The 13,536-nt window shown below is 74.1% G+C and carries 13 protein-coding genes and 1 pseudogene; 5 read left to right on the top strand and 9 right to left on the bottom strand.

All coding sequences use genetic code 11. The annotated features are described in order from the left end of the window. Positions 1–21 precede the first annotated feature (21 nt). From MF672_RS20235 to MF672_RS20220, 4 genes and pseudogenes are all read right to left on the bottom strand, one after another. Positions 22–1,284 carry an ABC transporter substrate-binding protein gene (locus MF672_RS20235; protein ID WP_242382342.1) on the bottom strand — a complete coding sequence of 421 codons (1,263 nt, stop codon included), beginning with the start codon at positions 1,282–1,284 and terminating at the stop codon, positions 22–24. 12 nt (positions 1,285–1,296) lie between these two features. Next, positions 1,297–2,103 carry a carbohydrate ABC transporter permease gene (locus MF672_RS20230; protein ID WP_242382343.1) on the bottom strand — a complete coding sequence of 269 codons (807 nt, stop codon included), beginning with the start codon at positions 2,101–2,103 and terminating at the stop codon, positions 1,297–1,299. Continuing rightward, complete coding sequence (locus MF672_RS20225) at positions 2,096–3,073, bottom strand: carbohydrate ABC transporter permease (RefSeq protein ID WP_242382344.1); 978 nt, start codon at positions 3,071–3,073, stop codon at positions 2,096–2,098. Before MF672_RS20225 ends, MF672_RS20230 begins: the two co-directional genes overlap by 8 nt. Beyond that, positions 3,070–4,333: pseudogene (locus MF672_RS20220) on the bottom strand (ROK family protein). The gene MF672_RS20225 and the pseudogene MF672_RS20220 overlap by 4 nt, the downstream one beginning before the upstream one ends. Before the next feature lie 130 nt (positions 4,334–4,463). Here MF672_RS20220 and MF672_RS20215 point away from each other — a divergent pair. Then, positions 4,464–5,015 (top strand): hypothetical protein, encoded by a 552-nt coding sequence (locus tag MF672_RS20215; protein ID WP_242382250.1) that lies wholly within the window; start codon positions 4,464–4,466, stop codon positions 5,013–5,015. Positions 5,016–5,093: 78 nt separating this feature from the next. Then, positions 5,094–6,350 carry a cytochrome P450 gene (locus MF672_RS20210; protein ID WP_242382251.1) on the top strand — a complete coding sequence of 419 codons (1,257 nt, stop codon included), beginning with the start codon at positions 5,094–5,096 and terminating at the stop codon, positions 6,348–6,350. A 121-nt stretch (positions 6,351–6,471) separates the two neighbouring features. On the opposite strand, the gene MF672_RS20205 is transcribed toward MF672_RS20210, so the two are convergent. Next, entirely contained in the window at positions 6,472–8,319 is a 1,848-nt protein-coding gene (locus MF672_RS20205) for a serine hydrolase domain-containing protein (RefSeq protein WP_242382252.1), read from the bottom strand. 228 nt (positions 8,320–8,547) lie between these two features. Between MF672_RS20205 and MF672_RS20200 the strand changes: the two genes are divergently transcribed. Continuing rightward, positions 8,548–9,084, top strand: coding sequence for an ATP-binding protein (locus tag MF672_RS20200; RefSeq protein WP_242382253.1), 537 nt, complete (start codon positions 8,548–8,550; stop codon positions 9,082–9,084). Positions 9,085–9,172: 88 nt separating this feature from the next. On the opposite strand, the gene MF672_RS20195 is transcribed toward MF672_RS20200, so the two are convergent. Continuing rightward, positions 9,173–9,646, bottom strand: a complete 474-nt coding sequence (locus MF672_RS20195) for an STAS domain-containing protein (protein WP_242382254.1) — start codon at positions 9,644–9,646, stop codon at positions 9,173–9,175. A gap of 119 nt (positions 9,647–9,765) precedes the next feature. Then, positions 9,766–10,176 carry a VOC family protein gene (locus MF672_RS20190; protein ID WP_242382255.1) on the bottom strand — a complete coding sequence of 137 codons (411 nt, stop codon included), beginning with the start codon at positions 10,174–10,176 and terminating at the stop codon, positions 9,766–9,768. A 61-nt stretch (positions 10,177–10,237) separates the two neighbouring features. On the opposite strand from MF672_RS20190, the gene MF672_RS20185 reads away from it, so the two are divergent. Next, positions 10,238–10,675, top strand: coding sequence for a MarR family winged helix-turn-helix transcriptional regulator (locus MF672_RS20185; protein WP_242382256.1), 438 nt, complete (start codon positions 10,238–10,240; stop codon positions 10,673–10,675). Positions 10,676–10,706: 31 nt separating this feature from the next. Here MF672_RS20185 and MF672_RS20180 read toward each other — a convergent pair whose 3' ends face one another. Further along, positions 10,707–11,201, bottom strand: a complete 495-nt coding sequence (locus MF672_RS20180) for a DUF305 domain-containing protein (protein WP_242382257.1) — start codon at positions 11,199–11,201, stop codon at positions 10,707–10,709. Between the two features lie 308 nt (positions 11,202–11,509). Between MF672_RS20180 and MF672_RS20175 the strand changes: the two genes are divergently transcribed. Further along, positions 11,510–12,397 (top strand): hypothetical protein, encoded by an 888-nt coding sequence (locus MF672_RS20175; RefSeq protein WP_242382258.1) that lies wholly within the window; start codon positions 11,510–11,512, stop codon positions 12,395–12,397. 61 nt (positions 12,398–12,458) lie between these two features. On the opposite strand, the gene MF672_RS20170 is transcribed toward MF672_RS20175, so the two are convergent. Next, positions 12,459–13,496, bottom strand: coding sequence for an NAD(P)-dependent oxidoreductase (locus MF672_RS20170; protein ID WP_242382259.1), 1,038 nt, complete (start codon positions 13,494–13,496; stop codon positions 12,459–12,461). Positions 13,497–13,536 lie beyond the last annotated feature (40 nt).

Raw genomic sequence — 13,536 nt, 5'->3', positions numbered from 1 at the left:
CTGCGTAGGTACGGGGACGGCTCAGCCGAGCAGCGCGTCGACCTCGGCGGCGGCGGCCTTCAGCGCCTCCGCCACGGACTTGCGCCCGGACGCGGCCTCGCTGAGCTGCTTGGTCACCGCGTCCTGCATCTCCTGCTGCCGCTTGATCACCGGCGGCAGCGCGATGGACTTGAGCGAGTCGAAGACCGCCTGCCGGTTGGCGGGCTTCGGGTCCTTGAGGTAGCCGGCCAGCACCTGCTGGTCGGAGACGGGGGGCAGCTCCCACGACGAGCGGATGCGGGTGGTCGCCGCGACGTCCGAGGACGACAGGTAGCGGGCCCAGGCGTAGGCCTCCTTGGCGTGCTTGGTGGTCGCGGAGGCGGCCACCGCGTTGTGGAAGACGGCGCTGGCCTTGGCCGTGTCACCCGGCTCGACGACGACGTCCCACTGGAACGGCACGTCCTTCAGCCCCGCGAACTGCCAGATGCCGTTGTGCCACATCGCGAGCTTGCCGGACTTGAACAGGTTCGTGTCGTAGTCGGCGGTGCCGCCGATCTCGGCCTCGGTCGGCATGGTCCTGCCGACCTTCGACACCAGCCAGGTCGCGGCCTTGACGCCCTGCGGGCTGTCGAAGGCGGTCCTCCTGCCGTCGGCGGCCAGGAACGTGCCGCCCGCCTGCTTGAGCGTCTTGTAGAACTCGAAGAACTGCACCGGCTGGAAGTCGCCGAAGACGCCCTTCTTGCGGTCGGTCAGCTTCTCGGCGGCGGCCTGCTCGTCGGCCCACGTCCAGGAGGCGGTGGGCGGGGCCACGCCCGCCTTGTCGAACAGGTCCTTGTTGTAGAAGAGCACGACCGTGGAGAACGAGGCGGGCAGCGCGTACTGCCTGCCGTCGTGCTTGAAGGCGTCGAGCGAGGCGGGGGCGTAGACCGAGGTGCCGCCGTCGCCCGCCACCGTCCCGAGGTCGAGCAGCGAGCCGGCGCCGGCGTAGGTGACGAAGTTCTCGTAGTTCAGCTCGAAGGTGTCGGGCGCGGTGCCGCCGGCGATGCTGGTCTGCAGCTTGGTGAAGTACTGCTCGAAGGGGGCGGTCTCGACCACCACGTCCACGTTCGGGTTGTCCTTCTCGAAGGCCTTCTCGATGGCGTCGAGGTCCTTGAGGTGGTCGGGCGCGGCCGAGAAGGTGAAGTACCGCAGCGTCACCTTGCCGCCCTCGCCGGTGGTGCCCCGGGTGGCCGAGCCCTGCGAGCAGGCGGAGGCGAGCAGCGCGGCCGCGGCGACGGCCGCCGCGATCTTGATGTGTCGTGACATGGGGGGTTTCCTTTACTTGAGCCCGCTCTGCGCGACGCTGGCGATGACGTGCTTCTGCGCGAAGACGTAGAGGACGAGGATCGGGACGACGCTGACGACCGAGCCCGCCATCACCACGTCCCACTGCGTGGTGAACTGCCCGTGCAGGGTCGCCAGGCCCAGCGGCAGGGTCATGAACTCGGGCGACTTGATGATGATCAGCGGCCACAGGTAGCTGTTCCAGCTCGCCATGAACCCGAAGATCGCGAACGTGGCGAGCGCCGGGCGGATCAGCGGCAGCACCACGAACAGGAAGATGCGGAAGTGCCCGGCGCCGTCCAGCACCGCCGCCTCGTCGAACTCCCGGGGCACCTGGTTGACCGCCTGCCGCAGCAGGAACACCCCGAACGCCGAGGCGATCGTCGGCGCGAGCAGCGCGAAGTACGTGTCGACCAGGCCGAACATGCGCATCTCCAGGAACAGCGGCACGACCAGCACCGGCAGCGGCATCATCAGCGTCGTGAGGTACACCGCGAACAGCGCGCCCCGGCCGGGGAACGGCAGCCGCGCGAAGGCGTAGGCCGCCATCGCGCTGGTGAGCAGCTGCAGCGCGGTCGAGGCGGCGCCGACCCAGGCGCTGTTCAGCACGATCCGCCAGAACGGCAGCGTCTCCAGCAGCCGGCCGTAGGCGTCCAGGCTCGCGCCCTCGGGCGTGAAGTCGGGCGGCACGGCCAGCACGGCGTCGCCCGGCGTCACCGACGTGATCACCGCCCAGCCGAACGGGAACAACATCGCCAGCGCGCCGAGGCCCACCAGCAGGTAGCGGAGCGCCTTACCCATAGGTCACCCACCGCCTCTGGCCCCGGATCTGCACGACGGTCACCAGCAGCACCAGCGCGAACAGCAGCCAGGACAGCGCCGAGGCCGCGCCCGCCCGGCCGTAGCGGAAGGTGAGGTCGTAGATCTGCGACACCACGACCTGCGTCGCGCCGCCCGGCCCGCCACCCGTCATGATCTTGACCTGGTCGAACACCTGGAAGCCGTTGATCAGCGAGATCACCACCACGAAGAACGTCGAGGGCGACAGCAGGGGCAGCGTGATGTGCCGGAACCTGCGCCAGGCGGTCGCGCCGTCCACCATGGCGGCCTCCTGGTACTCGCGGGGGATCGCCTGCAGCCCGGCCAGCAGGATGATCATCACGAAGCCGAGGTCCTTCCACGCCGAGGCGAGGATGATCGACGGCATCGCCCAGCCGGGGTCGGTCCACCAGCCGGGCCCGTGCACGCCCACCAGGCCGAGCGCCCAGTTGACGATGCCGCTGGCCGGGTTCAGCAGCCACTTCCACATCAGCGCGACCACCACCCAGCTCGTGATCACCGGCAGGAAGTAGACGCCGCGCAGCAGGGCGCGGGCCGGCATCCTCCGGTCGAGCAGCACCGCCAGGCCGAGGCCGCCGAGGTAGACCAGCGGCAGGTAGCCGGCGATGAAGTACAGGGTGTGCAGGAACGCGGCCCGGGTGTCGGCGTCGCCGAGCAGGTCGGCGTAGTTGCCGAGGCCGACCCAGCGCATGTCGGTGATGAGGTCCCACTCGTGCAGGCTGGTCCAGAACGAGCCGACCATCGGGATCAGCGTGTAGAGGGTGAGCGGGACCAGGCTAGGCAGCAGGAACACCGCGACCGTGGCGGCGTGACGCCAGCGCCCGCGGCGCGGCGGGCGGGGCCCGGCCTCGGGGACGGCCTGCCGCGCCCCGCTCCCGGCCTGGTCCTTCGCGGGGGAGCGGCGGGCGGCCGGCGGTAAGTGCAGCTTCACGAGGCGGCTCCGATCAGGCGGGCGCGGACCAGGCGGCCCTGCTCCCCGGCCGCGCCGGCCGCGTCGAACGGGGTGGCCAGCACCAGCGCCGCCGCGCCCTGCGCCCAGCTCGTGTCGTCCCAGCTCTCCACCTCGACGGGGATGTCCCGCCGGCCGGGGTAGAGCGCCGCCCGCAGCGCCGGCTCGAAGCCGGTGCGCCACAGCGGCCAGTCGGCCGTGCCCTCGCCGAGCACCACCACGACCTCGGGGTCCACCACGTTGACCAGCCCCGCCGTGGCCCGGCCCAGGACCGTCCCGGCCTCGGCGAACACCTCGCGCGCCACGGCGTCGCCGGCCGCCGCGGCCCTGCCCAGCTCGGCCGCCGTCGCGGCGCTGCCCGCCTCGGCCGGCGTCGCGGCGCTGCCCGCCTCGGCCGGCGTCGCGGCGTCACCCGGGCCTCCGCCGCCGGCGTACCTGGCGCGGGCCGGGCGCAGCAGGCCCGCCGACCCCACCAGCGCCTCCAGGCAGCCCCGCGCCCCGCACCCGCACGGCGGCCTCCGGGTCCACCGGCAGGTGGCCGAACTCGCCCGCGCCGCCCCGCGCCCCCCGGTACACCCGCCCGTCGGCGACGATCGCCGCGCCGACGCCCCGCCCGATGGTCACCACGAGGAAGTCGCGGTGCGTCCGCCCCCGCCCGTACAGCCGCTCGGCCGCGGCCAGCGCGTTGACGTCGTTCTCCACCAGGACGGGCAGGCTGAGCCGGCGGCGCAGCCGCTCGCCCACCGGCACGCCCTGCCAGCCGAGCGTGGGCGCGTTGACCGTGCCGACCGCCTGGTCGTCCACGCCGCCCGGCACGCCCACCCCGACCCCGAGCAGCGGCGGCGCCGCGTCGATCTCGCGCACCACCGACTCCACCGCGTCCACCAGCCGGTCGAGGGCGTCGGGGGCCGCCGGGTCGTGCGGGACCCGCCAGGAGCCCAGCACCTCGCCGTCCAGCCGGACGTCCACCAGCACCAGGTGGTCGGCCGTCACCTTCACCCCGAGCGCCCGCCCGGCGCTGCCCACCAGCCCGAGCCGCTGGGCCGGCCGCCCCCCGCGCGACGGCCGGCGGTCCAGCTCCTCCAGCATCCCGTGCCCGATGAGCTCCTTGGTGAGCTGCGTGACGGTGGCCGCGCTGACGTCCAGCTCGCGGGCTATCTCGCTGCGGCTCAGCGGGCCGACCGTGCCGAGGAGGGCGAGGATCGCCGTCCGGGTGAGGTCGCCGCGGTCCGTGCCTGCCATGGATGACGACTTTCTTTAGGAATAAAGTTAGTGGTGAAGATAGTGAGCCCGCTCCGCCCCCTTGTCAAGGCATCACGATCTCCGGTCCGGGTATAAGAGAAAACCCGAAGGCTTCTTCTCCGGTGGGACGGTGATCCGGCTGCTGAACCAGCAGGAAGACGGCGGCCCCGACGGGGACCGGCCGCCGCCGGCGCCGCCGCCGGACCTGGTACGGGCGGCCCGCGCCCACCTGAGCGACCGGTACGCCACCGGCGTCGACCACCTGTTCTGGCAGGCCCGCGGCCAGCCCATGCCTGACACCACGGCGATCACCGAGGCCGCCTCGGCCGCCCTCGCCGGCCGGGCCGCCGAGGCCGACCTCACCTCCGCCCTGGTGGCCGCGCAGGCCCTCCGGCTCGACGTCGACCGCCTGGAGCACCGGCTGCTCCAGGCCGCCCGCGCCGCCGGCCTCGACTGGCCGCGCATCGCCGCCGCCCTGGGCCTGCCGTCCGCCGAGGCCGCCGAACGCCACCACGCCCGGCTCCAGCGCCGCGCCCGGCTGCCGGTCGACGAGGTCGTCCCCCGGCACGCCCCCGCCGAACGCCTCCCGCAGGCCCGCCGCCGCTGGCAGGACCTGGTCACCTGGCACCCCCAGCCCGACAGCGAGGACGGCGAGTCACTGCCGGCCCGGCCGGGCGCCTGAGCCGGGGGCGCGGGGCCGGGGGCGCGGGGCCGCGCGTCCTGCCCGTTTCGGCGCCGCCGGACAGGGAACCTGACCCCGATGCCGCTCGACAACACCCCGCTCATGCTCCTGGAAGGCTACGGCTGGCTGCCCGCCCGCCGCCGCGAGAGCCCCGACGGCGTGGCCCGCACCCGCGTGCTGGGCCGCCGCGCCACGGGCCTGTGCGGTCCCGAGGCTGCCCGCTTCTTCTACGACGAGGACCACGTCCACCGGCACGGCGCCATCCCCGGCCTCGTGCAGAGCACGTTGTTCGGCCACGGCCCGGTGCACACCCTGGACGGCGCCGACCACCGCGTCCGCAAGGCGATGTTCCTGTCGCTCATGACCCCCGGCGGCGTCGCCGACCTGGCCCGCCGCACCGCCGCGGCCTGGGACGAGGCCGCCGCGGAGTGGGCCGGCCGGCCGCGGGTCGTGCTCTTCGACGAGGCCGCCCGCGTGCTGGCCCGCGCCGTCACGGACTGGGCCGGCGTCCAGCTGCCCCGGGACGAGGCCGACGAGCTGGCCGCCGACTGCGTCGCCATGGTGGACGGCTTCGCCACGCTCGGGGCGCGGCACTGGCGCGCCCGGCGGGCCCGCGCCCGGCAGGAGGCCCGGCTCGCCCGCCTGGTCGAGGACGTGCGCCGCGGCGCCTTCCACCCGGCCGAGGGCTCCGCGCTCGCCGCGGTCGCCCGCCACCGGGACGCCCACGGCGAACGCCTCGACCCGCGCGTGGCCGCCGTGGAGCTGCTCAACGTCATCCGGCCCACGGTGGCCGTCTGCTGGTTCGTCGCGTACGCGGGCCACGCGCTGCACCGCTGGCCGGAGCACCGGGAGCGGCTGCGCGCCGGCGACGAGGCCTTCGCCGAGGCGTTCGCGCACGAGCTGCGGCGCTTCTACCCGTTCGCGCCGTTCGTCGGCGGGCGGGCCGCCCGCGACCTGACCTACGGCGGCTACCAGATCCCGGCCGGCACGCTGGTGCTGCTCGACCTGTACGGCCAGAACCACGACCCCGAGCTGTGGCCCGACCCGTACGCCTTCCGCCCCGAGCGCTTCCTCGGCCGCGCGATCGACCCGTACGAGCTGGTCCCGCAGGGCGGCGGCGAGGCGCGCACCGGCCACCGCTGCCCCGGCGAGGACGTCACCGTCGCCGTGCTGCGCGAGCTGGTGATCCGGCTGGCCCGGCTGGAGCACGACCTGCCGCCGCAGGACCTCGGCATCTCGCTGCGGCGCGTCCCGGCCCGCCCGGCGAGCGGGATCGTGCTCGCGGACGTGCGCGCGCCCGCGGAGGCGGCCGCCTCCGCCGCACCGCGCCCTTGACCGGCGCGCCGAGCTGGACCTCCCGCACCCCCAAGCCGCCGGAGGTCCGGCTCGCCGCGTTCGCGCCTGGTGCGGGAGCGTGAGAGCAGCACCGTGCCGCGGCGCGTGACCCACCGGCCCGTCACGGCCAGCCGTACACCTTCCTGATCGCCGCGGCGATCTCGGTCACCAGGGCGGCGTCGCTGCCGTTGGCCAGGACCGCGTACCCCGCGCCGAGCTTCGGGTAGCCCTTGAACACCGAGCGGAACCCGTAGTTGGCGCCGTCGTGGGTGTAGGAGAAGCCGTCGGTGCCCGCGTCCGCCAGGAACAGGCCGCGGCCCATGCCCGGCTGCGCGCCCTCCGACAACAACGTGCGGACCGAGGCCCTGGTCAGCGGGCCGGCGAGGTCGCCGGAGGCGGTCCAGGCGCGGTTCAGCCAGGACACCAGCCGGCACAGGTCGAGCACGCTCGTGTACAGCCCGGCGGCGGCCGACTCGGGGTAGCGGTTGCGCCTGCCGGGGATCACGGCGCCGGTCGCGGTGTGCCCGGCGGCCAGCTCGAAGGCGGGCGCGAGCGCGTACGAGCTGGTCGTCATGCCGAGCGGCGCGAAGACCTCGCGCTGCATGTAGTCGGCCAGCGGCAGCCCGGTCCGCTGCTCCAGCATCCGCTGGAGCAGCACGAAACCCGCGCCGGAGTAGTGGTACTCGGCGCCGGGCGTGGTCGTCAGCTCGATCCGCGGCGAGTTGCCCTCGCCGTTCATGACCTGCAGCAGCGTCGGGACGTCCGCGTCCGGGCCGTAGCCGGCGAAGCCGCCGCCGCCCGAGGCGAAGCCGGAGCAGGCGTCGGCGGGGGAGGTGGAGCCGCGCCCGATCACGCCCGCCCGGTGCGCGAGCAGCCGGTCGATCGTCGGGACCGCCGTGGAGGTCACGCAGTCGCGGCTCGGCAGCGTCCAGCCGAGGTGGGGGCGGACGTCCGCGCTCAGCGCCGGGCCGCCGGTCTGCGCCAGGCGCAGCACGCCGAGCGCGGCCACGGCCTTGCTGATGGACGCCGCCTGGAACGCGCTCTCCGGATGGGCCGCGGCGGCGCCGCCCGCCTCCAGCCGGCCGTACCCCGTCGACCAGGCGATCTTGTTGCCGACGACCACGGCGACCGTGACGCCCGGCGTGCGGTAGGCGCTCATCCGCTGCCACACCGTCGCGCCGCCGACCGCGTTCTCGACCTGCCTGACCCGGTCGGCGGGCAGGGCGGGAGCCTTGCCGCGCGTGCTCAGCACCCAGCCGCCGCCCGGCGCGAACGCCACCGTGTGCACCTGCCAGCCGCCGCCCGCCAGCGTGCCCATCCTGGTGAAGCAGGCGTCGGGGATGCCGCGCGCGTGGTACTCGTCCTGCGCGACCACCGCCCAGCCGCCCGCCTTCGGGAACGCCACGCGGGTGACCTTGCGGCCGCCCTCCGTGAGGTTGCGCATCATCTGGTAGCACTCGTCGTCCACGCCCTTGGCGTGGAAGCCGCCGGTCGTGGTCACCACCCACCGGTCGCCGCCCGCCGGCGGGAAGGCCACGTCCACCACCTGCTGCCCGGCGGCGTAAGAGCTCTGCACGCGCTGCAGGCACGCGGCGGGCAGGCCGCGCGACGACACGCCCTTGTCGGTGGTGATCACCCAGCGGTCGCCGCCCTCCGGCGGGAAGGCCAGGCAATGGACGCGGCGGCCCGCCTTCGCCAGCGCGCCCAGCTCCGCGAAACAGGCGTCAGGGATGCCGCGGGCGAAATACCGGCCGTCCTGCGTCACCACCGCCCAGCCGCCCGACGGGGTGAACGCGAACGCGGTCACCCCGTACGGCGCCAGCTCACCCAGCTTCGTGTGCGCCTCCGCCGGGACGCCGGAGTCGTAGAACGGGTAGGCCGCCGCCGAGGCGGGCCCGGCCGTCGCGGCCGTCGCGGCGGCGGTCAGGCCGGCGGCGCCGGCCAGGGCGAGAAAACGTCTGCGTTCCAATGCGGTCACTCCTCACGACACAGCCCCCGGGCGAGGGGCGCCGCCGATCATAGGGGCGCACCGGCCGGACCGCGGAATCCGCCCGGAGGACGGGCGTGATCACGCGGCATGACCAGGCCCGGCGCTCCTCGCGAGGCGGAGCCGCGTTTAACGATCGGCCATCAGGTAACCGGACGTGGGCCCGCGAAAGTTTCATCACCGACCCCAACCAGCGCGGGCGTGACGGTCATGAGCATGTGGTTCGAGCTGCGCTGCCCGGTCAGCGCCGATCTAGGCTTCATCCGGGACCTCGTCGAGGTCTGCGGACGGTACGCCGGCCTTCGGGGCGAGCGGCTGGACGAACTCGTGCTGGCCGTCAACGAGGCCGTGACGAACGTCCTCGACCACGGCGGCCGCGCCGGGCTGGTCACCGCGCGCGGCCACGGCGACGGCATCACCGTCGAGGTCCTCGACACGGCCGGGCTCCTCACGGACGAGCACCTGACCTCGGCCGTGGTGGACCCGACCCGCGGGCACGGGTTCGGCCTGTGGGTGATCCAGCACCTGTGCGACGAGGTCACCCTGGAACAGACCGGCCTCGGCTCCCGCCTCAGCCTGACCGTGCGCCGCCCGGCGGCGGAGGCGGAGCGGGGACGCCCGGCCGCGCGCCCCGCCGCCCAGGGACCCCAGGGGCTCCCGCGGCAAGGGGACGGGCGCGCCGCGGGCTGGCGCGGCCGCGACGACGAGCCGGGCCGACGCGACGACGAACGCCGCTCGGTCTCCTGACCCACCCCCGCCGTTCACCCGTCCGCGATACCCGATCGGCGATCACGAGCGCCGGCCGGGGGCGGCGAGCGGCGGCGGCCACGCGCGTTCACGCGGGGGGCGGCGTCCCGCCCGGGCCGGGCTTCCGGATCACCCGGAATCGCCTCGCCATCGCCTCCGGCGCCGCGGCCCCATCGACCTCCACCGTGCTCCCGTCCGCCGAAGCCGTCGGGACGGCATGAAGAGCCGAGCCGCCGGGCGGGGAGCAGAGCCGGCCGTCCTCCGCCTGCCACCCCAGCAGCCCCAGGAGCTTGCGGGTGACAGGCGTGGCCGGATCCAGCACCACCCGGCGCGGCGCCGGCAGCCCGTCCGCGCAGCCGACGATGAGCCGCAGCCCGCCCGCGTCGATGAACGCCAGCCGTCCCATGTCGAGGTGGATGTCGCCGTCGTGCACGCGGGCCGCCCAGGTGAGGGTGCGGGCCAGCTCGTGGCGGGCGTCGCGGTCGATCCGGCCGCTCAGGCGCAGCCCGAACGGGTGGAGGACGGGCGTGATGTACGCCTCGCCGCCGGCCAAGGAGGTCATGGCCCCTCCCGACGGGGGTCTCGGGGGCACAGCCGGGCCACCGCTCACCCACGTTCCCTGGATAGTGCCCTCTCCCGCACGCTTCATGCCGGGCCGCGCCCCCGGCCGGCGGTCGCCGGTCAGTACGACTGCAGCTCGATCAGGTGCCCCTCGGGGTCGCGCAGGTGCGCGGTGCGCAGGGTGGGCGCCCAGCCGGGCCGGTCCTGCGGCGGGGCCGCGACGGTGGCGCCGTGCCGGACCAGGCGGGCGGCGGCGTCGTCCACGTCGTCCACCCGCATGACGAGCATCGCGGAGTCCTGCGCGGGCGGGGCGGCGGTCCCGGGCAGGCCGGCCGTGCCGACGGCGGCGGCGATCGCCGCGCGGCCGAACAGCACCAGGCCCGCCTCCCCGGCGAGGTCCCAGTTCGCGTACGACGCCTCCGGGACGACCTTGACCGGGTCCACGCCGTGCAGCTCGCGCAGCGCCGCCCGGTAGAAGGCGACGGCGGCCGGGAAGTCGCGCACGAGAAGGCGCGGGTAGAGAGCGTCCATCCGGATCTCCTCCAACAATGGGTAACTACCAACTATTGGGGACACCCTACTATTGGTCGGCATGGAGCTGCCGCCGACCCTGCTGGGGACCACCACGTTCGTGCTGCACAAGGTCGGCGTGGCGAACCGGCGGGCGATCGCCGCGCGGCTGGCGGGGGAGACAGGGCTGAGCCTGTGGGAGTTCGCCGTGCTGGCCACGCTCGCCGACGGCGGCCCGGCGGCGCAGCGCGAGGTCGGCGCGCGGCTCGGCGCCGACCCGAGCGACATGGTGCGCCTCATGGACGGGCTGCTGCGCGAGGGCCTGGCCGGACGCGAGCGCGACCCGGACGACCGCCGCCGCTACCGCGTCACCCTCACCCCGGCGGGACGCGAACGCCTGGCCCGCGCCCGCGAGATCGTCGCCGACACCGAACGGCGGCGCCTGGCCCCGCTCTCACCGGCCGAGCAGGCCCAGCTCCACACCCTGATCACCAAACTGTTCCACCACCCGCCGGCCTGACCCCCCGTACCGGAACGGGGGACCTGCCGGCTCAGCTCAGGTGCCCGGCGATCTCCGCGATCTCCGCCGTCTGCGCCTTGACGATCCGCTCGGCCAGCTCCCGCGTGGGCGCGTGCTTGCCGCCCGCCCGCAGCTCCTCCGCCATGTGGATGCCGTGCTGGAGATGCTCCGACACCATGGTCAGCCAGCCCTGGTCGAACCCGGGCCCGGCCTTCAGCCCGGTGGCCGCCGTCGAGGCCTCCTCCGGCGGCACCGCCTGGTCCCAGGACTTCAGCCAGCCCGACATGGCCGTGATGTCCGCTTGCTCCTCGGGGATGAGGCGGGCGCCGAGCTCCCGCACGTACGCGCCGGAACCGCGCTTCGCGGCCAGCTCGGCCAGGTGGATCGTCTCCCGGTGATGCGTGATCATCTGCTGGTTGAAGCGCACGTCCGCCTCGGAGTACCCCGGCTCGGCACCGGCCGCGGCGCAGCCGGCCACCGGCACCAGCAGGATCGTCAGCAGGACCGCCGCCATTCTCAAACGCATGTACGGGGGTACGCGCGCCACCACCCGCCGGTTCACCTTCCCCGGGCACGCGCGCGGCGCATTGCCGACGATGCCAGGACCTGCCCGTGGGGATCCCTGGTGGTCGTGCCCGTCGCGGTCCTTCACTTCTTTCCTCTGGAATTCCAAGTGCGAGCTGTTGCCAGAGTTTATTCGGGGGCGCTGGATCGCCTGTTATGCCGATGTTGCCGAATTTCCTTCGGCGGTGCGTCAGTAAACCCGCCGCGTCCTGGCGCGTCTGTATGTGAGCATGGATCGACGACAGAGTTGCGATCGGACGAATAGATCACATGGCTGAGGACGTGCGCCGTTTCATCGAGGCGCTGATCACCAAGTACGGCGTATGGCGGGTGGCCACGGGGCCCTTCCTCCTGGTGCCGATCCTGGCTGCTCTGGGCCTGGTGGCAGGGGGATCGACGGTCTCCGTCATCGCGGCGTCCCTGACGCTGCTCATCTCGGTGATCCTTGTCGTCGCTCTGGCTCAGCAGCTCCGGACGGAGCGACGCAGAAGAGCGGAGCGGGACAAGGTCATCACTCGCCTGGTCGGGATTCTCGCGGCCAGCGACAAACCCGCCCCTTACGCGTACCGGACCTGGGATGAACACGTAGTCGTATCGCGGCACGGCGACACGGTGATAGACCAGTGGAAAGAGGTGGTGGTGGAGCAGGGGCAGGAGCTGAGCATTCTCTGGGCGGGCACCGAACAATCGGCGGGGCGGCCGACCGAGACGGAACGCCGCAAGATAGAAGTGTTCGCCTGTAATTTCACTGATACGCCTCAGGGGCGGCGCGACGGAGCCGACTACGACCTTGTCGAGGTTTGGCAGGAAAATGCTTTGGTCATTTATCTTCCTCTTGACCAGCCCATTCAGGAGGGGCGGCGCCTCAAAATACATATCACCTGGGTCTGGCCTGGCTTCTACCGGCACTTGGTGGAAGGCGGGCGGGATGATGTGTTCTGGCTCAGCAAGCGTGCGAAATTGCAGAATCTGACCTTCTCCATGACGTTCGGTCCGAGCTGCGGTCTCGATCGTGAGCTACGGATCCGGCCGTTCCCCGGTTGTCCGGCTCCTCGCCAGCAATTGCGAGCGGATAGGTCGTTGGTGATCGACGGCGCATACGGGCCGAAAGGTGTCCCGCCCAGAGCCGGGTTCACCCTGGACAATTCCGTGCGATAGGGCCCTGCGGCCTCCGGACGACCGCAGTCGAGGAGTGTCGGCGGAAACGACGACCGGATGGTCAGGAAAGGAGCTTGGCGGCCAGTTCCGCGGCGAGGGCCAGGTCCGTGGCGAGGAGGCCGGACGGGGCGAAGAGGGTCGTGGCGCCGGGCGGCGGGCTGCCCTGTCCGGTGAGGACGCGGTGCAGGTCGGTGTCGCAGCCCGGCACGCCGGCGTGCTCGCCCACCACGTACGGGTGTCGCCCCGGCGGGCACGGCAGGCCCTGGCCGAGCGTGGTGACGTGCGAGCCCGGCCCGGGCAGGGCGGCGGCGGGCAGGGCGGTGGCGGGCAGGGGGCCGGGGGTGCAGACGCACACGATGTCGGCCTCCGCCGCGTCCTCGGGGCGGCCGGGGAGGATCCTGGCGGCGTGCTGGGCGGTCAGTTCCGCGGCCAGGCGGTGGGCCCGCTGGGCGTCCGGGGCGACGATGCGCACCTCGTCCGGCTGGCGGACGGCGAGGACGGCCTCGACGTGCGCGCGGGCGTGCTCGCCCGTCCCGAACACCACCACGCGGCGGGCGTCGGCCCGGGCCAGGTGGCGGGTCGCGAGCGCGCCGGCCGCCGCCGCCCGCAGCACGGCCAGGGCCCCGGCGTCGAGCAGCAGCCGCGGGCGCAGGTCCCGCGCGTCGAGCAGCACGAACAGCACGTCCGCGCCGCCGTCCGCGCCGGTGTGCGAGGCGGCCAGGACGCCGGCTGCGCTGCTGCGCAGGGCGGTTTCGCCGCTGTCGGCGCCGGGGTGAGCGGCGGCCGTTGCGGGGTGCGGGGTGGCCGTGCCGGAGTGTAGGGGGGCCGTGCCGGGGTGCGGGGTGGCCGTGGCGGGGTGCGGGGTGGGCGGGTCGCTGGGGGTGGCGGGTTGGGGGGTGGTGGTGAGGCGGGCGGCGGTCCAGGGGCCGTGGGTGGCGGTGGACAGGATCAGGTGGCCGCCCGGCAGCACCGTCCGCGCCCCGCCCGGGTCCGGGGCCGGCGGGCCGGCGCGGAAGGCGGCCTCCAGGGCCATGACCGCGTGCTCCATCGGCAGCATCCGCCGGATCTGCCCGCCCCCCAGGTACGGCGCCCCCGCCACCCGCGCCTCCCCCGCCTCCGCTCGATGTGCCGCGTCAGTC

It is taken from the genome of Actinomadura luzonensis (genome assembly GCF_022664455.2).
GTDB lineage: Bacteria > Actinomycetota > Actinomycetes > Streptosporangiales > Streptosporangiaceae > Nonomuraea > Nonomuraea luzonensis.
This window is presented reverse-complemented; position numbering and strand designations above follow the sequence as displayed.